At 73.2% G+C, this 25,973-nt stretch carries 20 protein-coding genes; 9 read left to right on the top strand and 11 right to left on the bottom strand.

Features of this window, described 5'->3' with window-relative positions:
* Nucleotides 1-53 precede the first annotated feature (53 nt).
* Nucleotides 54-617 (bottom strand): ribosome recycling factor, encoded by a 564-nt coding sequence (gene frr / locus MFF61_RS19715; protein WP_238237275.1) that lies wholly within the window; start codon nt 615-617, stop codon nt 54-56.
* A gap of 236 nt (nt 618-853) precedes the next feature.
* Here frr and MFF61_RS19710 point away from each other — a divergent pair, with 236 nt between their 5' ends.
* A complete protein-coding gene (locus MFF61_RS19710; RefSeq protein ID WP_238237274.1) occupies nt 854-2,617 on the top strand; it encodes a carbamoyltransferase family protein in 1,764 nt (587 codons plus the stop codon).
* Between the two features lie 60 nt (nt 2,618-2,677).
* Here MFF61_RS19710 and MFF61_RS19705 read toward each other — a convergent pair whose 3' ends face one another.
* Nucleotides 2,678-3,037 (bottom strand): hypothetical protein, encoded by a 360-nt coding sequence (locus tag MFF61_RS19705; RefSeq protein WP_238237273.1) that lies wholly within the window; start codon nt 3,035-3,037, stop codon nt 2,678-2,680.
* A gap of 253 nt (nt 3,038-3,290) precedes the next feature.
* Between MFF61_RS19705 and MFF61_RS19700 the strand changes: the two genes are divergently transcribed.
* Entirely contained in the window at nt 3,291-4,463 is a 1,173-nt protein-coding gene (locus MFF61_RS19700; RefSeq protein ID WP_238237271.1) for a lactonase family protein, read from the top strand.
* A 9-nt stretch (nt 4,464-4,472) separates the two neighbouring features.
* On the opposite strand, the gene putA is transcribed toward MFF61_RS19700, so the two are convergent.
* Nucleotides 4,473-7,562: a bifunctional proline dehydrogenase/L-glutamate gamma-semialdehyde dehydrogenase PutA gene (gene putA, locus MFF61_RS19695; RefSeq protein ID WP_238237269.1), complete on the bottom strand. Its 3,090-nt coding sequence runs from the start codon at nt 7,560-7,562 to the stop codon at nt 4,473-4,475.
* 120 nt (nt 7,563-7,682) lie between these two features.
* On the opposite strand from putA, the gene MFF61_RS19690 reads away from it, so the two are divergent.
* The 3 genes from MFF61_RS19690 to MFF61_RS19680 all read left to right on the top strand — a co-directional run bounded on the left by MFF61_RS19690 (nt 7,683) and on the right by MFF61_RS19680 (nt 10,431).
* Nucleotides 7,683-8,147, top strand: a complete 465-nt coding sequence (locus MFF61_RS19690) for an Lrp/AsnC ligand binding domain-containing protein (protein ID WP_238237268.1) — start codon at nt 7,683-7,685, stop codon at nt 8,145-8,147.
* Nucleotides 8,148-8,209: 62 nt separating this feature from the next.
* Nucleotides 8,210-8,809 carry a nitroreductase family protein gene (locus MFF61_RS19685; RefSeq protein WP_238237267.1) on the top strand — a complete coding sequence of 200 codons (600 nt, stop codon included), beginning with the start codon at nt 8,210-8,212 and terminating at the stop codon, nt 8,807-8,809.
* Nucleotides 8,806-10,431 carry an AMP-binding protein gene (locus tag MFF61_RS19680; RefSeq protein ID WP_238237266.1) on the top strand — a complete coding sequence of 542 codons (1,626 nt, stop codon included), beginning with the start codon at nt 8,806-8,808 and terminating at the stop codon, nt 10,429-10,431. The genes MFF61_RS19685 and MFF61_RS19680 overlap by 4 nt, the downstream gene beginning before the upstream one ends.
* Nucleotides 10,432-10,440: 9 nt before the next feature.
* Here MFF61_RS19680 and MFF61_RS19675 read toward each other — a convergent pair whose 3' ends face one another.
* Nucleotides 10,441-11,106, bottom strand: coding sequence for a hypothetical protein (locus MFF61_RS19675; RefSeq protein ID WP_238237264.1), 666 nt, complete (start codon nt 11,104-11,106; stop codon nt 10,441-10,443).
* Between the two features lie 259 nt (nt 11,107-11,365).
* Between MFF61_RS19675 and MFF61_RS19670 the strand changes: the two genes are divergently transcribed.
* Nucleotides 11,366-12,085, top strand: coding sequence for a hypothetical protein (locus tag MFF61_RS19670; RefSeq protein WP_238237261.1), 720 nt, complete (start codon nt 11,366-11,368; stop codon nt 12,083-12,085).
* Between the two features lie 6 nt (nt 12,086-12,091).
* Here the strand turns inward: MFF61_RS19670 and MFF61_RS19665 are convergent, their stop codons facing one another.
* Nucleotides 12,092-14,302 (bottom strand): ComEC/Rec2 family competence protein, encoded by a 2,211-nt coding sequence (locus tag MFF61_RS19665; protein ID WP_238237259.1) that lies wholly within the window; start codon nt 14,300-14,302, stop codon nt 12,092-12,094.
* A 123-nt stretch (nt 14,303-14,425) separates the two neighbouring features.
* On the opposite strand from MFF61_RS19665, the gene gltX reads away from it, so the two are divergent.
* The 3 genes from gltX (at nt 14,426) to MFF61_RS19650 (ending at nt 18,307) form a co-directional block, all read left to right on the top strand.
* Nucleotides 14,426-15,850 carry a glutamate--tRNA ligase gene (gene gltX, locus MFF61_RS19660; protein WP_238237257.1) on the top strand — a complete coding sequence of 475 codons (1,425 nt, stop codon included), beginning with the start codon at nt 14,426-14,428 and terminating at the stop codon, nt 15,848-15,850.
* 364 nt (nt 15,851-16,214) lie between these two features.
* Nucleotides 16,215-17,507, top strand: a complete 1,293-nt coding sequence (gltA, locus tag MFF61_RS19655; RefSeq protein WP_238237255.1) for a citrate synthase — start codon at nt 16,215-16,217, stop codon at nt 17,505-17,507.
* A gap of 266 nt (nt 17,508-17,773) precedes the next feature.
* The gene (locus MFF61_RS19650) at nt 17,774-18,307 is read left to right on the top strand and encodes a peroxiredoxin (protein ID WP_238237253.1); all 534 of its coding nucleotides are present in this window, start codon (nt 17,774-17,776) and stop codon (nt 18,305-18,307) included.
* 131 nt (nt 18,308-18,438) lie between these two features.
* Here the strand turns inward: MFF61_RS19650 and lpxB are convergent, their stop codons facing one another.
* The 6 genes from lpxB to bamA form a co-directional block, all read right to left on the bottom strand.
* Entirely contained in the window at nt 18,439-19,605 is a 1,167-nt protein-coding gene (gene lpxB, locus MFF61_RS19645) for a lipid-A-disaccharide synthase (protein ID WP_238237252.1), read from the bottom strand.
* Nucleotides 19,602-20,447 carry an LpxI family protein gene (locus MFF61_RS19640; protein WP_238237250.1) on the bottom strand — a complete coding sequence of 282 codons (846 nt, stop codon included), beginning with the start codon at nt 20,445-20,447 and terminating at the stop codon, nt 19,602-19,604. Before MFF61_RS19640 ends, lpxB begins: the two co-directional genes overlap by 4 nt.
* Before the next feature lie 3 nt (nt 20,448-20,450).
* Nucleotides 20,451-21,281, bottom strand: a complete 831-nt coding sequence (gene lpxA / locus MFF61_RS19635) for an acyl-ACP--UDP-N-acetylglucosamine O-acyltransferase (RefSeq protein ID WP_238237249.1) — start codon at nt 21,279-21,281, stop codon at nt 20,451-20,453.
* Nucleotides 21,278-21,742, bottom strand: a complete 465-nt coding sequence (fabZ, locus tag MFF61_RS19630) for a 3-hydroxyacyl-ACP dehydratase FabZ (RefSeq protein ID WP_238237246.1) — start codon at nt 21,740-21,742, stop codon at nt 21,278-21,280. Before fabZ ends, lpxA begins: the two co-directional genes overlap by 4 nt.
* A gap of 144 nt (nt 21,743-21,886) precedes the next feature.
* Complete coding sequence (gene lpxD / locus MFF61_RS19625) at nt 21,887-22,945, bottom strand: UDP-3-O-(3-hydroxymyristoyl)glucosamine N-acyltransferase (protein WP_238237243.1); 1,059 nt, start codon at nt 22,943-22,945, stop codon at nt 21,887-21,889.
* A 186-nt stretch (nt 22,946-23,131) separates the two neighbouring features.
* Nucleotides 23,132-25,621 carry an outer membrane protein assembly factor BamA gene (gene bamA / locus MFF61_RS19620; protein ID WP_238237241.1) on the bottom strand — a complete coding sequence of 830 codons (2,490 nt, stop codon included), beginning with the start codon at nt 25,619-25,621 and terminating at the stop codon, nt 23,132-23,134.
* Nucleotides 25,622-25,973 lie beyond the last annotated feature (352 nt).

Raw genomic sequence — 25,973 nt, 5'->3', positions numbered from 1 at the left:
CGCCGCCCCGGCCCGCGGACCGCGCACTCGTTCGAACGATCCTGCGAGGCCGGTCAGACCTGCATGATCTCCTTCTCCTTGGCGGCGAGCGTCTGGTCGACCTCCGCGATGTGCTGGTCCGTGGCCTTCTGCACCTGATCGGCCTGACGCTTCTCGTCGTCCTGACTGATCGCGCCGTCCTTCTCCAGCCTCTTGAGGAGGTCGAGGCCGTCGCGCCTCACGTGCCGGACGGCGACGCGCGCCTCCTCGGCGTACTTGTGCGCGACCTTGACCATCTCCTTGCGGCGCTGCTCGTTCATCTCGGGGATGCGCAGCCGGATGGTCTGTCCCTCGGTCATCGGGTTGAGGCCGAGATCGGATTCGCGGATCGCCTTCTCGACGGCGCCGACCATGCCGCGGTCCCACACCGCCACGCTGAGCAGGCGCGGCTCCGGCACGCTGATCGTCGCCACCTGGCTCATCGGCATCGCGGCGCCGTAGGCCTCGACCTGGATCGGATCGAGGAGGTTCGGGCTCGCGCGTCCGGTGCGGAGGGAGCCGAGGTCGTGCCTGAGCGCGTTCACCGCGCCCTGCATGCGGCGCTTGAGATCGGCGAGATCGAAAGTGGGCGTAGCCATTCCTGCTCTTCCCGAGACGGTCCGGATCGCGGAGGCTGAGGGGCCCATCGCGCCCGCCTCCCGTTCCGGCTTCAATGGACCAAAACCCGACCTGCCGCAAATGGCTCCGGAGCGCGCGGCCTGACAGGCGCGGCCGGCGCTGCTAGACCGCCCGGCCACACGATCAGGCGGTCCGCGACGGGCCGCGGCACCGACAGCGCGCCGATCCCGGCGGCGCGACGCCGAGGACGGACCCGATGCGCTACTATCTCGGCCTCGCCACGACCTTCCACGACCCGGCCCTCGCGCTGGTCGGCCCGGACGGCGCGGTGCTCTTCGCCGAGGCCACCGAACGCTACCTCCAGTACAAGCGGGCGCCGAACTGCGAGCCGGATTCGGCCCCCCGCATGGCCGGCCTGCTCGCGCGCCACCTGCCGGCGGGCGCCGAGCTGGTGGTGGCGACGAGCTGGGGGCCCGAGTTCAGCGCCTTCCTGGCGCGCTCGGCGGCCGCGGGGGCCTTCGGCCTGGAGACCCTGGCGGCGCACGCGCCGGACCTGAACCGCTCTCTGGTGCCCGAGCGCAGCGAGCGCACCTTCATCGCCGAACTCGGCGTGGCGCAGGCCCGGGCCGGCTACGGCACGCTGCTCGGCCTCGACCGGGCGCATGGCGGGCAGAGCCGCATCGCGGCCCTGCGGCGCTATCCCCACCATCTCGCCCATGCGGCCTTCGGCCTCTGGGGCAGCCCGTTCCGCGACGCCGCCTGCCTCGTCGTCGACGGGATGGGCGAGACCGGCGCCTCGGCGCTCTACCGGATGCAGGCCGGCCGCATCGCGGAGGTGAAGCGCCACCGCGGCCGCGAATCGCTCGGCTTCTTCTTCGGCCTCGTCACCGATCTCGCGGGCTTCGATCAGGCGGCGGGGGAGGAGTGGAAGGTCATGGGGCTCGCGCCCTACGGGCGCTCCGACCCCGACCTGATGGTGCTGCTGCGCCGGCTCTACCGCATCGAGGATGGCCGGCTGCGCTTCGCCGAGGCCGCGACCGTGCAGGCCACGGTCGCCGAGATCCTGGCCCGGCGCCCGGCCGACGCGCGGGAGGCGGGCTGGGCGGACCTCGCGCGCTGCGGCCAGGACGCCTTCTGCGAGATGATGGACGGGCTCGTGGCGGAGGCGGGACGGCTCGCGCCGGGCGAGAACCTCGTGCTGACGGGGGGCTGTGCGCTCAACTCCTCGTACAATGGCCGGGTGCTCGCCCGCAGCCCCTACGACCGGCTCCACGTGCCCTCGGCGCCGGCCGACGACGGCAACGCCCTCGGCGCCGCGTGGCTCGCCTATGCCGAGGACCATCCGGACTGGACCGGGCCGGACCGGGAGGAGGCCCTGACGCCCTATCTCGGCTCCGCCGTCTCGACCGAGCCGCTGGCGCGCATGGCCGGGCAGGAGCCGCGCCTGCGGCGGCTCGGCCATGCGGGCGTCACGCAGGCCGCCGCCGGGATCCTGGCGGCGGGCGGCCTCGTCGGCTGGGTACAGGGCCGGGCCGAGTTCGGGCCGCGGGCGCTCGGCAACCGCTCGATCCTGGCCGATCCGCGCCCCGCGGACGCCAAGGCGATCCTGAACGCCAAGGTGAAGTACCGCGAGGCGTTCCGGCCCTTCGCGCCCTCGATCCTGGCCGAGGCCGGGCCGGACTGGTTCGAGGATTACCAGGACAGCCCCTACATGGAGCGCACCCTGGTGTGGCGCCCGGCGGTGCGGGCGAGGGTGCCGGCGGTGGTGCACGAGGACGGCACCGGGCGCCTCCAGAGCGTGACGCCCGCGCGCAACCCGGCCTATGCGGGCCTGATCGCCGCCTTCGCGGACCGCACCGGCGTGCCGATCCTGCTCAACACCAGCTTCAACGTCATGGGCAAGCCGATCCTCCACACCGCCGAGGACGCGATCCTGATGTTCTACACCACGGGCCTCGACGCCCTCGTGGTCGAGGATTGGCTCCTGGTGAAGGATCCGGCGATGCTGCCGCCGGCCTGAGCGGCGCGCACGAAAAAGGGCGCCCGCAGGCGCCCCGTCCGGTCGTCTGCGGGTGAGGTCCTACTCGCAGACCTCGACGCGGCGATAGGTGAAGGATTCGTCGTCCAGCCAGACCTTGCGGCGCTCGAAATGGCAGACCGGGCCGCGGCGGCGCACGATCACCGTCTCGGTGGGCTCCTCCACGTAGACCCGGCGCGGCGGCGGCACGACGTAGACCGGCGGCGGCGGGGCCGGCGGGGGGCCGTTCATGATGGCGCCGGCGGCGAGGCCGCCCAGCACGCCGGCCGCCGCGCCGCCGATCAGGGCGGCGCCGGTGCCGTCGCGGGCGGTCGCGGCCTGCGGCACCGCCGCGGCCAGGGTGGCGGCGAGCGCCGCGCAGGCGCCGAGGCGGGTGGGGCCGAAAGACAACAGAGCGCGCACGCAGGATCTCCCGAAGATGTCCGTGCAGGATGCCGGCGGCCCCTTAAGGAACCGCGAAGAGGGGGAGGCCGCGCTGACCGCGCGGGATGATTTCGACGCGTCCGGATCCGGTGGCGTCGGATGAGCCAAGGGGTGGGCCCGGTTTGCGGCATTTTCCGGGAGGCGCCGGCGCCCGGCGACGGTTGCACGGGGGTGTGGGTTCCGGGACACGCGGACAGGGTTAACGGATCGTCGATCTCGGGGAGTGCGCGACATGCGGTGGATCGGAATCGGGTGTCTCGCCCTGCTGTGGCCGCTCGCCGCGGCGGCGGGTCCGCAGCACATCCTGGTCGGCCTCGACGGCAAGACGGTCTTTGCCCCGGAGGGCTCCCGCAACGGTCCGGACGGCGCGGATGCGGTGGCGATCCTCGACGTGTCCGACCCGGGCCGGCCGCGCATCGCCCATGTCCTGGCGCTCTCGAACTCCGTCTACGGTCCGCCGAGCAACCTCGGTATCACGCCGGACGGCCGGCTCGGCCTCGTCGCCAGCGCCGTGACGATGCGCCGGGACGGGGAGAACTGGTGGGCCGAGCCCGACGACCGTCTCCACCTGATCGACCTCGACGCGACCCCGCCCCGGGCCCTTGCGACCGTGCGGGTCGGGCGTCAGCCCTCGGGCCTTGCGATCAACCGCGGCGGGACGCTCGCGCTGGTGGCGAACCGCGCCGGGCGCAGCGTGTCGGTGCTGCGGATTGCCGGCCAGGACGTGCAGGTGGTGGGGGAGGTGGGCGTGGGTGGCGAGGCCACGGCCGTCGCCTTCGCGCCGGACGGCCGGAGGGCCTTCGTCGCCAAGATCGCTGCCGAGCTGACCAAGGCCGGCACGGTCGGGGTGCTCGCCGTGGAGGGCGAGCGCGTGAGCTACGATCCGGCCCTCGACGTGCCGGCCGGGGCCGGGATCTACGCCGTCGCCGCGACGCCCGACGGCCGGCTGCTCATCACGGCCAATACCGGAGCGGTGGCGAGCGACGGCCACGTCGATACCGCGAGCGTGATCCGCCTCGACCGCGACCGGCCCGTCGCCGTCGACCATCTCGGCGTCGGCGACACGCCGGAGACGGTCGCGGTCGCGCCGGACGGCCGGCACGCCGTGGTCGTGGTGGTGGGCGGCTCGGCCGCCCCGCACGCCGCGCCGGCCTACACGTCGGGCGGCACGACGGTCCTGTTGGGCATCGCCCCGGACGGGCGCGTGAGCGTGGTCGACCGGGCGCCGAACGGCGCGGTGCCGGAGGGCGTCGCCTTCAGCCCGGACGGCAGCCACGTCTATGTCGGCAACTACGCCGACCGGACGCTGCAGACCTACCGCCTCGACGGCGACCGGCTGATCGACGCGGGCGCCCCCTTGGCGCTGCCGGGCCAGCCCGCCTCGCTCGGCGGGGTGGCGCGGTGAGGGGGCCGCTCACCCCTCCATCGCCAGGAGCGCCGCGTCGCCGCCGGCCGCCGCGGTGTTGACCGTCACGGTCTGCTCGGTGGCGAAGCGCGGCAGGTAGTGCGGACCGCCGGCCTTCGGGCCGGTGCCCGACAGGCCGTTGCCGCCGAAGGGCTGCACGCCCACCACCGCCCCGATCATGTTGCGGTTGACGTAGACATTGCCGGTGGAGAGCCGGTCCGTCACCCGCGCGACGGTGGCGTCGATGCGCGAGTGGAGGCCCAGCGTCAGACCGTAGCCGGTCGCCTCCAGGGCGTCGAGCACCCGGTCGAGGTCGGCGGCGGCGTAGCGGGCCACGTGCAGGATCGGGCCGAACACCTCCTCGCGCAGCGCCTCCGGCCCGGCGATCTCGTAGATCTGCGGGGCGACGAAGCTGCCGCGCGCGGGCGCCTCGCCGACGAGGTGCGCACGCGCCTCCCGGCCCATCGCCGCGGCATGCGCGTCGAGGCGGGCCTTGGCCTCCCCGTCGATCACCGGCCCGACCTGCACCGCCGGGTCGCGCGGGTCGCCGAGCCGCAGCTCGCGCGCGGCGCCCGCGATCATCCGGATCATGCGGTCGGCCACGTCCTCCTGCACGAGGAGGAGGCGCAGGGCCGAGCAGCGCTGGCCCGCGGAGCGGAAGGCGGAGGTCACGACGTCGTCGGCCACCTGCTCGGGGAGCGCGGTCGCGTCGACCAGCATGGCGTTGATGCCGCCGGTCTCGGCCACCAGCGGCACGATCGGCCCGTCCTTGGCGGCGAGCGCCCGGTTGATGGCGCGCGCGACCTCGGTCGAGCCCGTGAAGGCGACGCCGGCGATGCGCGGATGCGCCACGAGCCGCGCGCCCACCGCGCCATCGCCCGGCACGAGCTGGAGCGCGGCCGGCGGGATGCCGGCGCGGTGCAGGAGGCGCACCGCCTCCGCGGCGATCAGCGGCGTCTGCTCGGCCGGCTTGGCCACCACGGCATTGCCGGCCATCAGCGCGGCCGCGACCTGACCGACGAAGATCGCCAGCGGGAAGTTCCAGGGCGAGATCGCCACGACCACGCCGCGCCCGCGCAAGGAGAGGCGGTTGCTCTCGCCGCTCGGCCCGGGCAGCCCGAGATCCGCGCCGAACAGCCGGCGGCCCTCCGCCGCGTAGTAGCGGCAGAAATCCACCGCCTCGCGCAGCTCGGCCTGCGCATCGTCCAGCGTCTTGCCGGCCTCGGCCTGCAGGAGGTGGATGAGGCGCCCGCGCGCGGCCTCCATCGCGGCGGCGGCCCGCTCCAGGGCGGCGGCCCTCTGCGCCGCCGGCGTGCGGCTCCAGGCGCGAAAGCCCCGGAGAGACGCCGCGACGGCGCGGTCCGCACTCTCCGGCGACGCTTCCGCCACGGTGCCGACCACGAGCCCCTCATCGAACGGGCTCGTGACGGCGCGCGCCGCGCCGGCCTGCGGCGTGCCGTCGATGAGGGAGGCGGCCTCGGCGGGGCCTGCCGCTCCCCGCACCTCGGCGAGCAGGCGCTCCAGCGCGGCGCGCTCGCCGAACTCGATCCCGGCCGAGTTCAGGCGGTCGGGCGCGAAGAGATCGCGCGGGCGGCACAGCGTCGGGTGGCGCGCCCGCTCCGGCGCGCCCACGGTCTCGGCCGGGCGCCGCAGCAGCGTCTCGACCGGGACCGCCGGATCGGCCGCCTGCGAGACGAACGAGGAGTTGGCGCCGTTCTCGAGCAGGCGCCGCACGAGGTAGGCGAGGAGATCGCGGTGGCCGCCCACCGGCGCGTAGGTGCGGCAGGCGGTGCCCGGCACCGCGGCGAGCAGCCGCTCGTAGAGCGCGTCCCCCATCCCGTGCAGGCGCTGGAACTCGTAGGAGCCCGCGCCCGGACCCGCGCGCTCGACGATGCCCGCCACCGTCAGCGCGTTGTGGGTGGCGAATTGCGGGAAGAGCAGGGGACGGTGCGCGAGCAGCCGCTCGGCCGCCGCCGCGTAGCTGAGGTCGGTCATGCTCTTGCGGGTGAAGACCGGGAAGTCGGCGAGCCCGCGCTCCTGGGCGCGCTTCACCTCGGTGTCCCAGTAGGCGCCCTTGACGAGGCGCACCATCAGGCGCCGGTCGAGGCGCCGGGCCAGATCCGCCACGTGGTCGATCACCGGCAGGCAGCGCTTCTGGTAGGCCTGCACCGCGAGGCCGAACCCGTCCCAGCCCGCGAGCGAGGGATCGGCGAGCACCGACGCGATCACGTCGAGGGAGAGTTCGAGCCGGTCGGCCTCCTCGGCATCCACCGTGAAGTTGAGGTCGTGGCGGCGCGCCGCCTGGGCCAGGGCGAGCAGCACGGGCACGAGTTCGGCCATGACCCGTCCGGCGCTCATCGCCTCGTAGCGCGGATGAAGGGCCGAGAGCTTCACCGAGATGCCCGGCCGGTCCGGCAGGGCGGCGTTGCCGGCGGCCCGGCCGATCGCCTCGATCGCTCCCGCATAGGCCTCGGCGTAGGCGCGGGCATCCTCGGCGGTGCGGGCGCCCTCGCCGAGCATGTCGAAGGAGTAGCGGAACAGCCGGCCCTGGCCGCTGCCCGCCCGCCGCAGCGCCGCCCCGATCGTCTCGCCGAGCACGAAGTGGTTGCCCATCACCCGCATGGCCTGCCGCGCCGCCTGCCGCACCGCCGGCTGGCCGAGCCGCCGGGCGAGGCCGTGCAGCACGCTCTCCGGCGTCTCGCCCGGATCGATGATGCGGGCCGACAGCCCGAGCGCCCAGGCCGAGGCGTGGACCAGCAGGGCGTCCGAGCGCGTGGCGTGCTGCTCGAAGCCGCCGCCGCGCAGCTTGTCCTCGATCAGCCGGTCGGCGGTGGCGGCGTCCGGCACCCGCAGCAGCGCCTCCGCCAGCACCATCAGGGCGAGGCCCTCCTTGGTGGAGAGCGAATACTCCCGCAGCAGCGCCTCGACGCCGCCGAGGCGGCCGTTCTCCGTCCGGATCGCCGCGACGAGATCGCGGGCCAGCGCGTCCACCCGCGCCTCCCGCTCCGGGCCGAGGGCGGCACCGGACAGGAAGCGGCGGGCGAGATCGGCGTCGTCGGGGGCGTAGGGGCTCACGAAGCGGGGAAGCGGGGCGGACATCGGGTGCGACTCTGCGGTTCGGTTCGATCCACACCCTAGCCGCAGTGACGCCGCCGTTCGATGGCAATATTGCTCATATAGCCGCCGGATCGGCGGCGAAATAGCCGGATGGCAGCAACAATGACGGATCAGCTCGACCGCCTCGACCGCGCCATCCTCGGCGTGCTGCAGCGCGAGGGACGCATCGCGACCGTGGAACTGGCGGAGCGGGTCGGCCTGTCGCCGACCGCCACGGGCGAGCGCCTGCGCCGCCTCCAGAAGGAGGGGATCATCGCGGGGTTCGGGGCGCGGCTCGACCCGCACCGGCTGGGCCTCGGCCTCCTCGTCTTCGTGGAGGTCTCCCTCGACAAGACCACGCCCGACATCTTCGCGCGCTTCGCGGCGGCGGTGCGCCGGGCGCCGGAGGTGCTGGAATGCCATATGGTGGCGGGCGGGTTCGACTATCTGGTCAAGACCCGGGTCGCCGACATGCCGGCCTACCGCCGCTTCCTCGGCGAGGTGCTGCTCTCGCTGCCCGGCGTCACCGAGACGCGCACCTATGCGGTGATGGAGGAGGTGAAGAGCGACGGCATCCTGCCGCTCTGACGGCGGGCGTGACATCGGCGGCCCGGGCTGGCAGGAACGCTGGTCCGTTCCGGAGACGTACAGTGACGTCAGGCCCTTCGCGCACAGCCGATTACCCGATCGACCCGCTCTTCCTCGAGCGCTGGTCGCCGCGCGCCTTCACGGGCGAGCCGATCAGCGAGGCCGACCTGTTCACGATGATCGAGGCGGCGCGCTGGGCGCCCTCCTCCTACAATTCCCAGCCCTGGCGCTTCATCTGGGCCCGGCGCGACACGCCGCACTGGGACGCGCTGTTCGGCCTGCTCGTGCCCGGCAACCAGAAATGGGTGAAGGACACCGCCGCCCTGCTGTTCCTGGTCTCGAACGGGATGATGAACACCAAGGACGGCCTGCAGCCCTCGTGGAGCGCCTCCTTCGACACCGGCACCGCCTCGGCCCTGTTCCAGCTCCAGGCGATCCGGATGGGCTGGCACGCCCACGGCATGACCGGCTTCGACAAGGAGCGCGCGCCGGGCGTCCTCAACCTGCCGCCGCATCACCGCGTCGAGGCCGCCTTCGCGGTCGGGCGTCGGGCCGATCCGGCGACGCTGACCGAAGAGCAGCGCGCCCGCGAGACCCCGAACGGCCGCCGCCCGATCACCGACTTCAGCCACGAGGGCGGGTTCCCGCCGCGCGAGGCGTGAGCGTTTCCGGCTACGACCGCCTCGTCGGCGATTTCCGCTGGCGGATTCCGGCGCGCTACAACATCGCGGTCGACGTCTGCGACCGCTGGGCCGCGGCTGATCCGCAGCGGCCGGCCCTCCTCGACGTCGCGCCGGACGGCCGTGTCGAGACCTGGAGCTTCGCGGCTCTCCGCGACGCCTCGAACCGGTTCGCCAACGCGCTGCGGGCGCAGGGCGTGCGGCGGGGCGACCGGGTCGCGGTGCTGCTGCCGCAATCTCCCGCCGTGGTGGTCGCGCACCTCGCCGTCTACAAGCTCGGCGCGGTGGCGCTGCCGCTCGCGGTGGTGTTCGGGCCGGACGCTCTCGTGCATCGCCTCGCCCATGCGGGCGCCCGGGCCGTCGTCACGCAGGCGGGCGGGCTCGCCAAGCTCGCCCTCATCCGCGACGCGCTGCCCGATCTGACACTGCGCGTCTCGGTCGACGGGCCGGAGGAGGGGGCGCTCGGCTTCCGGCAACTCCTGGAGGCAGCCTCGCCCGAGTTCGCGCCCGTCGACACTGCGGCCGACGATCCGGCGCTGATGATCTACACATCCGGCACGACGGGGCCGCCGAAGGGCGCGCTTCACGGCCACCGGGTGCTGCTCGGCCACCTGCCGGGCTTCGCCATGATGCACGAGTTCCTGCCCGCGTCCCTGCCCAAGCCCGGGGACCGGATGTGGACGCCCGCCGACTGGGCCTGGGCCGGGGGGCTGCTCAACGCGCTGCTGCCGAGCCTGCACCACGGGGTGGCGGTGGTGGCGCGACGATACGAGAAATTCGATCCCGAGGAGGCGCTGCGGCTGATGGCGGACCTGCGGGTCGCCAACGCCTTCGTGCCGCCCACGGCGCTCAGGATGCTGCGCACGGTGGAGCGCCCGCGCGACCGCTTCGCCCTCGCGCCGCTGCGCACGCTGGCCTCCGCGGGCGAGATGCTGGGGCCGGAGACCTTCGCCTGGGCGCGCGAGGCGCTGGGCCTCACCGTCAACGAGGCCTATGGGCAGACCGAGTGCAACCTGGTGCTGGCCTCCTGCGCGGCGCTCGGCGTCGCGCGGGCGGGCTCGACCGGCAGGCCGGTGCCGGGACACCGCGCGGCGGTGATCCGCCCGGACGGCACCCCGGCCGATCCCGGCGAGATCGGCCAGATCGCGGTGGCGCGGCCCGATCCGGTGATGTTCCTCGGCTACTGGCAGGATCCCGCGGCGACCGCGGCGAAGTTCCTGGGCGAGTGGATGACCACGGGCGACCAGGGGCGCGTGGACCCAGACGGCTACGTTCATTTCGTCGGTCGCGACGACGACGTCATCACCTCGTCGGGCTACCGCATCGGCCCCGGCGAGATCGAGGATTGCCTGCTGCGCCACCCGGCGGTGGCGCTCGCCGCGGCGGTGGGCAAGCCCGACCCGCTGCGCACCGAGATCGTCAAGGCCTTCGTGGTGCTGCGGCCCGGCTTCGCGGCCTCGGAGGGGCTCGCGGCCGAGATCCAGGATTTCGTGCGCCAGCGCCTCTCGGCCCACGAATACCCGCGCGAGATCGCGTTCCGGCAGGCCCTGCCCCTCACCACGACGGGCAAGATCATCCGGCGCGTGCTGCGCGACGAGGCGTGAGGGCGCCGGTCAGCGGTTCTGGACTTGGACCGGCTCCGCCAGCACCTCCGCGAGGCCGGCGCAGCGCGCCGCCGCGACGCGGTGGAGCTTCAGGGTCGCGTCGGCCGGCCCGAACGAGACGTCGCGCATCGCGCGGGCGCCGGCCGGGCCGGCCCGCATCTGCGAGAAGCCGTTCTGGATCATCAGGGTCCGCCCCGCCGGGTCGGACGCGATGAGGTAATCCCCCGCCTCCTCGGCGCTGCTGGGCTCGACCATGGCCATGCAGCGGGTGGCGTCGTCGTGTCGGACGAAGGCGACCAGCCGCTCGCGCCGGTTGCCGAGATTGGCGCCGGCCTCCCACCAGCAGGCGGCCTGGCTGTGGAGCGTCTCGGCGTTGCGCAGGGTGAGGCGGGTCAGCATCCGGAAACCGGCGACCTCCGGGTCGGTGATGGAGTCCCGGGTCAGCCGGACCGTGACGGCGGCGATCGTCTGACCGCGATGCCGGTCGAGATGCGCCGCATCGTAGACCCGCTCATAGCAGGCCCCTTCGGGATCGGCTCGCGCGACGACCGGGCCGAGGACGTCGCGGCCCGGCCCGGCGAGGACGAGCCCCGGCAGGCCGGTCGCCAGGAGAGCGGCGCCGAGGAGCGCAGCCGTGCGGCGCGCCCCGTGGCCGAACGACACGATGCGGATCATGAGACGCCTCCGGTCGCAGGGTCGGTCACGGCGCCGGATCCGTTCCGGGCGCCGCGCCGCCTGTCTCGCACGGCCCTGTTGCCGTACGAGGTCGGCGCCCGGGCGCGGATTGCGCCGGAATGTCGTCCGGCGCGGCTCGTGTCCGGTCCGTGACCACGGTGTTGCGCGAGCGCCTCCCGATGCAAGCGGCACGACACGGCCCGGCAATCCGCCGGATCTAGGCTCGCAGCGCGATCGCCCGACGTCGAGGACCTGACCCGTGCTCCTTCGCCCTCATCACCTGCTGGCGCTGCTGCTCGCGGCCGCCGTCGTCCCGGCGGGGCGCCCGGCCTCGGCCGGGGCTCCGCCCGCGGCCCCGGCCGGCCCGGCGACGGAGGACGGGGCGGAACGGCTCGACGCGGCCCTGGCGGCGGCCTACGCGGCGGCCCGCGAGCGCGTCCGGGCCGACCCCGCCCTCGCCGAGCGGCTCCGGCGCGCCCATGCCGCCTTCCTGGCCGGCCGCGAGGCGGTGCGCGCCCGGCCGGAGGCGCGCCTGCCGGTCTACCTGCGGAGCGGGCGGCAATGGCTCGACGCCGTCGCGGGGCCGCGGACCGGATGGGCGGGCGCGTGGATCTCGGGGGCGGGCGACATCGTCATCGCGCCGCGCGCGGACGGGCGCTTCACGGTGCGGGCGCGGGGCGACGACCCGATCGGCGGATCCTACACCTGCGGCTTCGTCGGGGTGGGGCGCCTGGCCGGGGAGGCGATGGAGGTCGCCTGGGACACGGCGGCGGAGGAGGACGACGGGGCCGACGGCTGGACGCTCCGGCTGCGCCAGGCGGGCAGCGTGCTGACGCTCGAACAGCGCCGCAACGACAGCCCGGCGCCGACGGCCCCGTTCTGCGGCGTCCACGGCAGCCTGGAGGAGGCCTACCTGCCGGCGCGCGCCGTGCCCCCGCCCGTCACCGCCTGGGAGGCGGCGGGGCCGGGGCGCCCGTGATCGGGCTCACGGCTCCAGTTCCGTCTCGTCGGCCTCCGGCGCCGGCGCCGCGGCCGGGGGCGGCAGGCGCCAGACGGGCCGCTCGCCGGGGCGGCGCGCGGTCGTGAGCGCGTAGCCGTCGGGTGTGAAGCGCACCAGCGTGGCGCCGTGCGCGGCCAGGAAGGCGCGGTCGATCACCAGCCGCGCCGCGCAGCCCGGCGGGGCGGCGGCCCGGGCGATCACCACGTCCGCCCGGGCGCAATCGGCCTCGAAGGCCCGCTTGTCCTTCACGAGTGCCACGCGCCGGCCCTCCGGCCCCGTCGCCACGCAGCCGAGGCGGTCGCAGGCCTCGCCGCGCGCGAGCGACGGGTCGGTGCGGGGGCGCGCGTCGCCGTCGGCCTTCAGCCACTGCTCCAGCACGAAGGGCGGCGGGCGCCCGAGCGTCGAGAGCCGCCCGTCCGCGCCCCGGACGGCGGCGCCCGCGCCCTCGCGGTCGACGTAGAGGTCGTGACGCGGGGGCGTGGCCGCCAGCACGATGCCGGCGACCGCCGGCCCGAGGCCGAGCCAGCGCAGGCGCGAGGCCGGCAGCGTGAGGAGGAGGAGCGCGAGCGTCAGCAGCCCCAGCGCCCACGGCCCGAAGGCCGGCACCACCAGCGTCGCGTGCTCGAAGCCGCGGATCCAGGCCGCGATGTCCAGCATGCCGCGCACCGCAAGCCCCATCGCCCACCAGACCGGCCGGTCGAGGGCGAACGGATAGGCCAGGATGCCGAGCACCGCCGCGGGCATCACCGCCACCGAGACGAGCGGCAGGGTGAGGGCGTTGCCGACGAGCCCGAAGGGCTGGACCGTCTGGAAATGGTAGGTGGCGAAGGGCGCGGTGGCGACCTGCGCGACCAGGGTGGTCGCGAGCGTGCCGAGAAGGGCGGCGGCCGCCCAGCCGAAGGCCCGCCCGAGGGGACCCGCCGCCTCCCGCCGCAGCAGGCTGCCGTCGACGAGGCGCGCGCAGGCGACGAGGCCCGCCACCGCCGCGAAGGACATCTGGAAGCTCGGGCCGAGCAGCCCCTCGGGCTCGCGCGCCAGCGCCACCAGGGCGGCGAGCGCGAGGTTGCGCAGGCTGAGCGCCGGGCGGTCCACCAGGATCGCGCCGAGCATCACGAGCGTCATGACGAGCGAGCGCTCGGCCGCGAGATCCCAGCCCGAGAAGACGCAGTAGGCGGTGACGCCGACCATCGCCGCGAGGGCGGCGATCTTCTTGATCGGCCAGCCGAGGGCAAGGCCGGGCGCGAGGGCGAGCAGCGCCCGGACCAGCCAGAAGATCACCCCGGCCGCCAGCACCATGTGCAGCCCCGAGATCGAGACCACGTGGTAGATGCCCGCCGCCCGCAGGGTCTCGTTGGTGTCGGGCTCGATCAGCCCGCGCTTGCCCGTGACGAGGGCGGCCGCCACCGCGCCGGCCTGGCCCCCGTTCGCGTCGGTGATGCGCCGGGTCAGCGCGTTGCGCGCCGCGTCGATGGCCGCCGAGAGCCGCAGGGCCGGGGGAGGGGGCACGGGCGGGGGCACCACCGTCGCCGGCCCCAGCAGCGACCCCACGGCGCCGACGCCGCGGAAATAGGCATCGCGGGCGAAATCGTAGCCGCCCGGGCGGGCGGCCTCCGGCGGCGGCAGGAGGCGCGCCCACGCCTCGATGAAGTCGCCCGGGCGCAGGCGGTCGGCCTTGCGGTGGGAGACGCGGACGCGCTCCGGCCGCTCGCCCGCCGGCATCTCGCCGAGGCGATGGACGCGCACCACGACGCGCGCGCCCTCCTCGCGCTCGTCGAGCGATTCGATGAAGCCGGCGAGCGGGGCGATGGTGGTGCGGGGCAGCACCGGGGCGGCCACCTGCGCGACCCGGATCGCGGCGGCCGCGAAGCCGAGGAACCCCGCCGCGAGCCCCAGCATGAGCGCGAGCGCGACCGGCCGGGCGCGGGCGAGGATCGCCGCGAGGCCGCAGAACCCGGCCGCGCCGAGCGGCGCCCACAGGGCGGGCAGCCCGTCGGCCGCCGCGAAGAACACCAGGATGCCGGCCCCGAAGGCCACGGCGAGCCAGGGAAACAGCCGGCGCTGCCCGGCCTCCTCGGCGAGGCAGGCCAGCGCCCGGGCGCCCGCGCCGCGCACGAGGTCCTGCGGCGAGGCCCAGCCGGCCGGCAGCGCCACCGCGCCGCGGAGAGCCAGCCCCCTGCCTGCCTGTTCCCGCGCCATTCCGGATCCGTGCGTTCCTTAACGGCCGGTCGCGCGCATGCTACAGGACGCGAGGCCGGCGGGTCGACCGCGCATCCCGCCCGCCCGCACTCCCATCCTCGTCTGACTGGTTCTGCTTCGCCGATGTCCTCCGTCGTCACGCGTTTCGCCCCGTCGCCCACGGGCTTCCTCCACATCGGCGGTGGCCGCACGGCGCTGTTCAACTGGCTCTACGCCCGCAGGCACGGCGGGCGGATGCTGCTGCGCATCGAGGACACCGACCGGGAGCGCTCGACGCAGGCCGCCATCGACGCGATCCTCGACGGCCTGTCCTGGCTCGGCCTCGATTGGGACGGCGAGGTGATCTACCAGTTCGCCCGCGCCGCGCGGCACCGGGAGGTGGCCGAGGGCCTGCTCGCCGCGGGGCGGGCCTATCACTGCTACGCCACGCCGGAGGAACTCGCCGAGATGCGCGAGGCCGCCCGGCGCGAGGGCCGGCCGCTGCGCTACGACGGGCGCTGGCGCGACCGCGACCCGAGCGAGGCGCCTCCCGGCGTCAAGCCGGTGATCCGCCTGCGCGCGCCCACCGAGGGCGAGACCGTGGTGGAGGACGAGGTCCAGGGCCGGGTCGTGTGGCAGAACAAGGATCTCGACGACCTCGTCCTGCTGCGCTCAGACGGCACGCCGACCTACATGCTGGCCGTGGTGGTGGACGACCACGACATGGGCGTGACCCACGTGATCCGCGGCGACGACCACCTCACCAACGCCGCCCGCCAGACCCAGATCTACGAGGCGCTGGGCTGGCGCGTGCCGAGCCTGTCGCACATCCCGCTCATCCACGGGCCGGACGGGGCCAAGCTGTCGAAGCGCCACGGCGCCCTCGGGGTCGATGCCTATCGCGACCTCGGCTACCTGCCGGCGGCCCTGCGCAACTACCTCGTGCGGCTGGGCTGGAGCCACGGCGACCAGGAGATCTTCTCCACCGAGGAGATGATCCGGGCCTTCGACCTGAAGCAGATCGGCCGCTCGCCGGCCCGGTTCGACGTCGCCAAGCTCGAGAACCTGAACGGGCACTACATCCGCACGACGCCGGATGCGGATCTGGTCGCGGCGATCGAGGCGATCCTGCCGACGCAGGGCGCGGCGCGGAACCTGCCGCCGCGCCTCGACCCGGCCCTGCGCCAGCGCCTGCTCGCGGCGATGCCGGGGCTGAAGGAGCGGGCCAAGACCCTGATCGAACTCCTCGACAGCGCCTACTACCTCTACGCGCCGCGCCCGCTCGCCCTCGACGAGCGCGCGGCCGGGCTCCTCGGCAACGGGGGCCGCGCCCGGCTGGCGGGTGTCCTGCCGCGCCTCGAAGCCCTCGCCGACTGGAGCGCCGCCTCCACCGAGGAGGCGGTGCGGCAGTTCGCCGAGGCCGAGAGCGTGAAGCTCGGGCAGGTGGCCCAGCCCCTGCGGGCGGCGCTCACCGGCCGGGCGACCTCGCCGCCGCTGTTCGACGTGATGGCGGTGCTGGGGCGCGACGAGAGCCTGGAGCGCCTGCGGGATCAGGCCAAGGCGGCCTGATTCCTGCTACGCACACCGCGCCGGAGCGGCGGTCGCTCTTGCGGCGAAAACGGTGCAGCATCAAGACCCTGCGCGCTGCGGTTGCGAGCCGCGCCGCCACGGTCGGGACGGCTGCCCGCCCCTGTGCGAATCGCGGCCGGATCCAACCGGGTCCGGGGCTGTTGGACAGGGATATGAACAGAACTTGAATTTTGTCACCCGTTTCCGGCGGTCCGGTTGATGCCGGTGCGTCGATCCGCTAACCCGGTCGGCGAGTGAGCACCTGCAGCAATCCTCCGCCGCCAGGTTCGCGACCATGTCTCGCGCCGACCCCGCCGGCGCCCGTCCCGCGGCTCATTCCGTTGATGAAAGGGTCCGAAACCCCATGAGCTTTAGCAACAGCACCCTCTCGGTGAACGGTCGGCAGATCGAGCTGCCGCAGAAGGACGGCACGATCGGTCCGAGCGTCCTCGACATCGGCAAGCTCTACGCCCAGACGGGCCTGTTCACCTACGATCCGGGCTTCACCTCCACGGCGGCCTGCGAATCCAAGATCACCTACATCGACGGCGACGAGGGAATCCTCCTCTACCGCGGCTACCCGATCGAGCAGCTCGCCGAGCACGGCGACTTCCTGGAGACCTGCTACCTGCTGCTCTACGGGGAGCTGCCGACCGCTGCCCAGAAGGCGGATTTCGACTACCGGGTCACGCGCCACACCATGGTGCACGACCAGATGAACCGCTTCTTTCAGGGCTTCCGCCGCGACGCGCACCCGATGGCCATCATGGTGGCCTGCGTCGGCGCGCTCTCGGCCTTCTATCACGACTCGACGGACATCACCGACGAGAAGCAGCGCATGGTCGCCTCCATGCGCATGATCGCCAAGATGCCGACCCTGGCGGCCATGGCTTACAAGTATTCCATCGGTCAGCCCTTCGTGTATCCGAAGAACGACCTCGACTATACGTCGAACTTCCTGCGGATGTGCTTCGCGGTGCCGTGCGAGGAGTACCACGCCAACCCGGTGCTGGCCCGCGCGCTCGACCGCATCTTCATCCTGCACGCCGACCACGAGCAGAACGCCTCGACCTCGACGGTGCGGCTCGCCGGCTCCTCGGGGGCGAATCCCTTCGCCTGCATCGCGGCCGGCATCGCCTGCCTGTGGGGGCCGGCCCATGGCGGCGCCAACGAGGCGGCGCTGAAGATGCTGGAGGAGATCGGCCGGCCCGAGCGCATCCCCGAATACATCGCCAAGGCCAAGGACAAGAACGATCCGTTCCGCCTGATGGGCTTCGGCCACCGGGTCTACAAGAACTACGACCCGCGCGCCCGCATCATGGCCAAGACCACCCACGAGGTGCTGGCCGAACTCGGCATCAAGGACGATCCGCTGCTCGACGTCGCCGTGGAGCTGGAGCAGATCGCCCTCAAGGACGAGTACTTCGTCGAGAAGAAGCTCTATCCGAACATCGATTTCTACTCGGGCATCACCCTCAAGGCGATGGGCTTCCCGACCTCGATGTTCACGGTGCTGTTCGCGCTCGCCCGCACGGTGGGCTGGATCGGGCAGTGGGCCGAGATGATCGAGGATCCCTCGCAGAAGATCGGCCGCCCGCGCCAGCTCTATGTCGGGCCGCCCAAGCGCGAATACGTGTCGATCTCGCAGCGCGGCTGACGCGCCGGGGCGCCACGACGATCACCGGCCGGGCGGCGCGTGAGTGCCGCCCGTTCCGCTCGGGCCTCCTCGATCGGCGCCGCTTTCTCGTGGCGGCCGTCCGCTCCCGGCACTAAGCAGATTTCGCAAAAGTGGTCGCCGGTTTTGCGATAAAAATCTGCGAAGAAACAAGAACCTAAGCGGACGAAGCGTTGGCTTGCCAACGCAAGTCTGCTTAGGCTCACCCTCCGGCAGCGCGCCGCTTCCGCCACGCGAGGGTCGCCCCGATGCAACCAGCCACCGTCCCGGCCGTGACCTTCCACACCCGCGTCAGGAACGAGGCGGTCGGCGGGCCGAACCCGTTCGAGTGGAAGGACGTCACCTCGGCCGAGATCTTCGGCGGCCGCACCATCGTGCTGTTCGCGGTGCCGGGCGCCTTCACGCCCGCCTGCTCGGACCAGCATCTGCCGGGCTACGAGCAGCACGCCGACGAATTCGCGGCCCTGGGCATCGACCAAGTCGTCTGCCTGTCGGTGAACGACGCATTCGTGATGTATCAGTGGGCGCGCTCCAAGGACATCACGAAGGTGTTCATGCTGCCGGACGGCAACGGCGACTTCACGCGGCAGATGGGCATGCTGGTCAAGCGCGGCCGCCAGGGCATGGGGATGCGCAGCTGGCGCTACGCGATGCATGTCGAGGACGGCACGATCCGCCAACTGTTCGTGGAGCCCGGGTTTCGCGACGACCCGCCCGGGGTCGGCCTCACGGTCTCGGACGCCGGAACCATGCTCGCCTACCTCAAGGCGCGGTCCGGCTGAGCGTCGGTCGCGCCGATCCTGCCGGTCATACGGCGACGCGGGAGTGAGCCTGCGCATGGCGGAAGCCGCTTCTGCAGGCTCCCGGCGTATCGGGTGCATGAGCACCGCGCTCGCGCCGGCCGGCACCTGACTCAACTGTGACGTCCGGCCGCCTGCAGCACGATCCGGGCGGCGCTTCGGCTCGGGTCGTCCCCGTCGGGCAGGCGCATGACGGCGTCGAGCCGGGCGAGCGCCCGGTCCTGCGCGGCCCGCGCCTCGCCCTCGCGCAGGAGCGGCGCCAGCGCGGCGGCGAGCCGGTCCGGCCGGCACTCGGCCTGGATGAGTTCGGGAATCGCATTCTCGCCGAGGATCAGGTTGGGCAGCACGATCGTCGGCACCTGGATCAGCCGGCGCACGATGATCTCTTCGATCTTCGGCACCTGATACGCCACCACCATCGGCACGCCCGCCAGCGCGAGTTCGAGCGTCACCGTTCCGGAGGCGGCGAGCGCGGCCCGGGCGCGGCGGAAGGTCGAGAGCTTGGCAGCCTCGCCGTCCACCAGCCGGGGCGCCACCGGCCATGCGGCGGCGAGGCGCGCGACGAGCTCGCGGTGGCGGGCCACCGCCGGCACCTCCACGGTGAAGCGGGCGCCCTCGGCGCCGAGACGCCCCAGCGTCGCCCCGAAGACCGGCATCAGGCGCTCGATCTCGGAGCGGCGCGAGCCCGGCAGCACCGCCAGCACCGGCTGGTCGGCATGGCGCGCCCGCGCCTCCGCGGCGTCTGGGCGCAGCTCGGCGAGGCGCTCGATCAGCGGGTGGCCGACATAGGTGCAGGCGGGTCCGCCGAGGCGGCGGTGCGCGTCGGGCTCGAAGGGGAGGAGCGCCAGCACGTGGTCGATGTAGGCGCGCATCGTCTTGGCGCGCCAGGGCCGCCACGCCCACACGCTCGGGCTGACGTAATCCACCACCGGCAGGTCGGGCAGGCGCTTGCGCACCCGGCTCGCCACCGCGTGGGTGAAGCCCGGGCTGTCGATGATGACGAGGACGTCGGGCCGGGCCGCGACGCAGGCCTCCACGGTCTGGCGGATGCGCCGCAGCAGCAGGCGCAGGCGGGCCGCCACCGCGAGGTAGCCAATCACCGCCACGTCCTCGAGGGGAAACAGCGAGGACAGGCCCTCCGCCGCCATCGCGTCGCCGCCGACGCCCGCGAGGTCCAGCGGCTCCGGGGTGATCGTGCGCAGCGCCCGGATCAGCTTCGCGCCGAGCTGGTCGCCGGATTCCTCGCCGGCCACGAGCCAGATGCGGCAGGGACGGCTCACGCGGCGCCCTCCAGCCCGTGCAGGAACAGGCCGAGGCGGTCGGCGAGCGCCACGGTCTCGGGCCGGTCGAGGACCAGCGTGTCGCCGGCCCCGACCGCGAGGCCCGCGCAGCCGGCCGCGGCGGCGTTGCGCACCGTGCGGGGGCCGATCGCCGGGAGATCCACCCGCAGGTCCTGGCCGGCCTTGGCGAGCTTCACCAGCACGAGCCCGCCGGGCGGACGCCCGAAGCCGAGCGGGCGGCGCGCGAGGTCGCGGGCGCGCCGCAGCATCCGGTCGGTCCCCTCCGGCCCTTCGACCGCCAGCACGCGGCGGGCGGCCACCACGGCGGCCTGCCCGACATCGTGCGGCGCGAGGCTGGCCAGCAGCGCCCGGCCGGTGGCGATCGAGGCGCTGGCGGCGGCATCGGGCCCGTGCCGCCCGAGCGGTCCCGCCGGCGCCATCAGGTCGGGGGCGAGTTCGTGCACGCCGAGGATGCGGTGCCCGTGGTCTTCGAGGAGCGCGAGGACGCCCCGCAGCAGGTGATCGTCCCCGCCCGAGGCGAGCGAGCGCAGCTCCTCGCGGTTGCGCAGGGCCGCCAGGGTGTTGAGCAGCGCCGCGGGGCTCGGGCGGGCGACCGCTCCCGCCAGCGCGACCCCGGAGGGCGCCCAGGCGTCGAGCCGGGCCAGCGCCCCGCGCACGTCGAGCAGGTCCACGGTGGCGTGCGCCCGCCGCCGGGTCGCCGGATCGGCGAAGCCCCGGATCGCCAGGATGCGGAACGGCCGCCCGGCCCGCTCCAGGGCGGCGGCGACGAGGAGCGGCAGCCGCCCCGCCCCGGCCACGATGGCGACGGTGCCGGCAGCCATCGCTCAGGCCGGTCCCGGCGCCTCGCGGGGGATGCAGACCGAGCGCTTGCCGCCCTCGCGGATGAAGGCGAGGATCTCCTGCACGATCGGATGCTGCTCGAACTCCTCCGCCACGTCCTCGACGCGCTCCATCAGGGTGCCCTCCTGCGCGAAGAGCAGGCGGTAGGCCCGGCGCAGGGCGTGGATGTCCTCGCGCGAGAAGCCCCGCCGCTGCAGCCCGATGATGTTGAGGCCCGAGAGATGCGCCCGGTTGCCCACCGCCATCCCGTACGGGATCAGGTCGTTCTCCAGGCCCGAGAGGCCGCCCACGAAGGCGTGCGCGCCGACGCGGGCGAACTGGATCACCGCGGCGCCCCCGCCCAGGATCGCGTAGTCGCCGACCTGGCAATGGCCGGCCAGCATGACGTTGTTGGAGAAGACGACGCGGTTCCCGACCCGGCAATCGTGCCCGACATGGCTGTTGGCCAGGAAGGCGCAGCCGTCGCCCACCACCGTCTCTAGGCCGCCGCCCGTGGTGCCGGGATTCATGGTCACGCCCTCGCGGATCAGGCAGTCGCTGCCCACGGTCAGCCGGTTGGCCTCGCCCCGGTACTTGAGGTCCTGCGGCGGATGGCCGATCGACGCGAAGGGGAAGATGCGGGTGCGCGCGCCGATGCGGGTCGCGCCGGCCACCACGACGTGGCTCACGAGGTCGACGCCGTCGCCGAGGCTGACCTGCGGCCCGACATGGCAGAACGGGCCGATCGTCACGCCGCGCCCGAGCTCCGCGCCGTCCTCGACGAGGGCGCTCGGATGGATCCGTGTCTCGGCCGGGGCGTCGGGCTCGGCGCTCATTCGGTCACCAGCATGGCGCCGATCTCGGCCTCCGCCACCAGCGTGCCGCCCACCTTGGCCTCGCCGCGGAACCACCACATGAAGCGGCGGTGGCTGATCTTGCGCATGTGGTACTCGACCACGTCGCCCGGCACCACCGGCTTGCGGAACTTCACCTTGTCGATGGTCATCAGGTAGACCCGGCTCGGCTTGGTGTCGGCCGAGAGCTTGTGGGCGCAGCAGATGGCCCCCGCGGTCTGCGCCATGCCCTCGACCAGCAGCACGCCGGGGAAGACCGGCATCGTCGGGAAGTGGCCGGTGAATTGCGGCTCGTTGATCGTGACGTTCTTGATGCCGATGCAGCTCTCGTCGCCGTTGATGTCGATGATGCGGTCGACCATCAGGAACGGGTAGCGGTGGGGCAAAAGCTCCATCACCCGCATGATGTCGGCGGTGCCCAGTTCGGTGGGCGTCTCGGTCATCGTGTCAGGCTCCATGCGCGGCCTTGCGGGCCGAAGGGATGCGGGTGGGGCCGGCCGGCGCGAGCGCCGAACCCCGGGCTTGGTCTTTGGCGAGTCGGGACGCGTCGATGCAAGGACTTTGCGGCGGCTTGAGGGAACCTCTGCCTACTCGGCATCGTCCTCCGGCGCGCGCCCGCGCGCCGCGAGCGTCTTGAGCGTCGTCATCTCGCGGAACCACTCGCGGACGGGCTTGGCCGGCGTGCCGCCCCAGCGCGAGCCCGGCGGCACGTCCTTGTTCACGTTGCTGGATCCGGCGATCTGCGAGCCCATGCCGATCCGCAGATGGCCGACGACGCCCACCTGCCCGCCGAGGACCACGTAATCCTCCAGCGTGGTCGAGCCCGAGATGCCGACCTGCGCGACGATCACGCAATGACGCCCGATCACCACGTTGTGGGCGATCTGCACGAGGTTGTCGATCTTGGTGCCCTCGCCGATCACGGTGTCGCGGCTGGCGCCCCGGTCCACCGTGGTGTTGGCGCCGATCTCGACGTCGTCCTGGATGATGACGCGCCCGACCTGCGGCACCTTGAGGTGCCCGGCCGCGCCCATGGCGAAACCGAACCCGTCCTGGCCGATGCGGGCGCCGCCGTGGATGATGACGCGGTTGCCGATAAGGGTGTGCAGCACCGAGGCGCCGGGTCCGATGGCGCAGCCGCGGCCGATCCGGGTGCCCGGGCCGATCACCGCGCCGGCCGCCAGCACCGTCTCGGCGCCGATCTCCGCGCCCGGCCCCACCACCACGCCGGGGTCGACCACCACACCGGGCTCCAGCCGGGCGGAGGGGTGGACGAACGAGCCCGGCGACACGCCGGTGGCGCCGAACAGCGAGGTCGGGCGGGCCGCGCTCGGAAACAGGCGGGCGAGCACGCGGGCGAAGCCCCTGTAGGGCTCGCGCGAGACCAGGGCCAGCGTGCCCTCCGGCACCCGCGCGGCGAAGCGGGCCGAGACGAGGCAGACCCGGGCGCGGGTGCGCTCCAGCGCCTGCCCGTACTTCGCGTTGTCCATGTAGACGAGATCGTCCGGCCCCGCGCTCTCCAGCGGCGCCGCGCCCCGGATCGCGATCTCGCCGTCGAGGCCGGCCGGCAGCACCGCGCCGGCGAGGTCGGCGATCTCCCGCAGGGAGAGCGGGCCGGAAGCGGAGAAGAAGACCGGGTCTGACATGCACGCGCTCGCGGGAAGCCGGGGCGCGGTGTCTCCCGCGCCCGCGCCGGGACGGGCGCCCGGCCTACCCGCTCGCGGGGGAGGGCACAAACGAAAAAAGCCGGCGCCCCGCGGGGCGCCGGCCTGCAACCGGCGGCCTGCAACCGGAATGGGAGGCCGGTCCGGACGATCCGTCCGGACCGGGGCTCAGAAGCGCGAGCCGCCCGAGAAGCGGAAGGCCTGCGTCTGGTCCTTGCCGACCCGGCCGAGGCCGTTGAACACGCCCTCGTCCTTGGTGAGGGCGTAGGCGTAATCGAAGCGGATCGGGCCGAGCGGCGAGTTCCAGAGGATCGAGGCGCCGACCGAGGAGCGCAGCGTGGGCTTGTCGCGCACGTTCACGCATTCGGGCTCCACGCCCACCGTGAAGGCGTTGAAGTTGCAGCCTGCGACCGGGCTGAAGCCGTTGATGATGCCGTCGCCGTTCACGTCGAAGGCGCGCCGGCCCTTGTAGCCGAACAGCGTACCGGCATCGGCGAAGACCGCGCCCTTCAGGCCGAGGTCGCGCGGCAGGCCCCAGATCGGGAACTGCACTTCGAGGGTGCCGCCGACATAGGTCGTGCCGCCGAGCGCGTTCGAGCGCGCATCGCCCGAGCCGACATCGCGCGGGCCGATGCCGTTCGGCGCGAAGCCGCGCACCAGCGACGGGCCGAGGAAGAACTGGTCGGTGATGCGCAGCGTGTTGCCCTCGGTCGGCTGCACGTGGCCGGCCTGGAACCGCACGAAGCCGACGACGTCCTCCCAGATCTCCTTGTAGTAGCGGGCCTCGGTGGTGACGCGGAAGAACTTCGAGTCGCCGCCGATGCCGGCGAATTCCGGCTTCAGCTCGCCGTAGAAGCCGTTGCGCGGCTGGGCGAGGTTGTCGAGGGTCGAGTAGGCGAGGGTGACGCCCGCCAGCGAGGTCAGGGTCGAGCCGACCGAATCCTTGAGGGCGATCGAGGCCTCGCCGTCATAGGCGCAGTTCGGATAGATCGCCTGGCCGGCCGCGTTGATCGCCGTGTAGCCCGCGAGCGGGAACGAGCAGTCGTTGTAGGGCCGCCTGAGGGTGTTCGGGATCTTCAGGTCGGTGTTGTAGATCGAGTAGCGCAGCGTGACGCCGAACTCCTCGGTGATCGGCAGGCCGAGGCGGAGCTGGCCGCCGACCACGTCGGTGACGTAGCGCGAGTAGCGCGTCAGGTCGCTGTACTTGTTGAAGACGTCGAAGCCCGCGGCCAGCCGGTAGCCGAGGAAGTACGGCTCGGTGAACGAGAAGTCGATGCCGCGGGTGTACTGGCCGGCGGAGCCCGCCACGCGCACGTACTGGCCGCGGCCGAGGAAGTTCGACTCCGAGACCGAGACCTCGCCGATGATGCCGTCCGCGGTCGAGTAGCCGCCCGCGACCGAGAACGAGCCGGTGGGCTGATCCTCGACGTCGATGTTGACGATGACGCGGTCGGGCGCGGAGCCGGGCTCGTTGGAGAACCGGACCTTCTTGAAGAAGCCGAGGCCGTTCAGGCGCCGCTCGGCCCGGTCCGTGAGGACGCGGTTGTAGGCGTCGCCCTCGGCGAAATCGAGTTCGCGCCGCACGACGTAGTCGCGGGTGCGGGTGTTGCCGCGGATGTTCACGCGCTCGATGTAGACCCGCGGCCCGTCCTCGACGATGAAGCCGAGGGAGACGGTGCCGGTGGCGCGGTCGCGCTCGCCGGTCGGGCGGACCTGGGCGAAGGGGTATCCCCGGCGCGCCACCTCGGTGGTGACGCCGGTGAGCGTCTTCTCGACGTCCTCGGCGTTGTAGACGTCGCCGACGCCGGTGCGGATCTCGCCGCGCAGGGTCCCGCCGTCGACGCCGCCGACGCGCGAGTCGATCGCCACCGCGCCGACGCGGTACTGACGGCCTTCGTCGACCGTGACGGTGATGATCCAGCCACCCTGGCCCTCGTCGAAGCGCGCATCCGCCGACACGATCCGGAAGTCGGCGTAGCCGTTCTTCAGGTAGTAACGGCGCACGAGATCGAGGTCGGCGGCGATCCGGTCGGGATCGTAGACGTCCGAGGTCTTGATGAAGCTCAGGAGGTTCATCTCGGTGGACGTCATCAGGTCCCTGAGACGTCCCTCGGAATAGGCCTCGTTGCCGACGAACTGGATCCGCTTGATGCCGGTCTTGTCGCCCTCGTCGATGGTGTAGACGATGTCGACGCTGCCGTTCGGCAGATCGACGACCCGGTAGGTCACCTTGGCGAGGCCGCGGCCCGAGCGGCGATAGATCTCGCGGATGCGCTCGATGTCGGAGTTCACGACCGCCGGGTTGAAGGCGCCGCGGGAGCGGGCCTCGACCACGCTCTCCAGCGTGCCCTTCTCGACCTTCTTGTTGCCCTCGAAGACGACGCGGTTGATCGTGTTGTTCTCGCGCACCGTCACGACGGTGCGGCCGCCGCTCTGGGCCACCCGCACGTCCGAGAACATGCCGCTGGCGATCAGGTTGCGCCGCCCCTCTTCGGGCGACACGCCGGTCACGTAGGACCGCACCGTCTCGGCGTCGACGCGGCTGTTGCCCTGAACGACGACCTGCTGCGCCTGTGCGGCGCCGCCCGCCACCGCGGCCGCCATGATCATGGCGCCTGTGGCAGACACGCGCGCGCGCTTCCCCGTCATCGACATCATCAAATGGCCCGTCTCATTTTTATCGGTACGGGTTCGCACCCGCGGGTCGCCGAACCTCTCGCGAGGTCGATGGCCGTCTGGTCCTGGGTCGCTTCTATCGGGAATCCCCGGTGACGCAATCGCCAAGCTGGCAGCAGGAGGGGATTTTGCGGGGACGTGGCCTTCCTGTCACGGGCTCAACCGGAGCTTTTCGCGCAGCAGGGTGAGCAAGGCCTGAAGCAGGCCAGCCTCGCACAAGCCCAGAACGGGACTGCCACAATGGACCGGGAGTCGAGGGTCCGACTCTAGCGCCCCAACCCTTGGGAGAGATTCAACGCGATCGCTCGAATTCTCCACAAGGTTCGGGCGGTCG

The sequence above is a fragment of the Methylobacterium isbiliense genome (assembly GCF_022179325.1).
Taxonomy (GTDB): domain Bacteria; phylum Pseudomonadota; class Alphaproteobacteria; order Rhizobiales; family Beijerinckiaceae; genus Methylobacterium; species Methylobacterium isbiliense.
The sequence above is the reverse complement of the archived record's forward strand: the minus strand, read 5'-3'. Positions and strand labels throughout refer to the sequence as shown.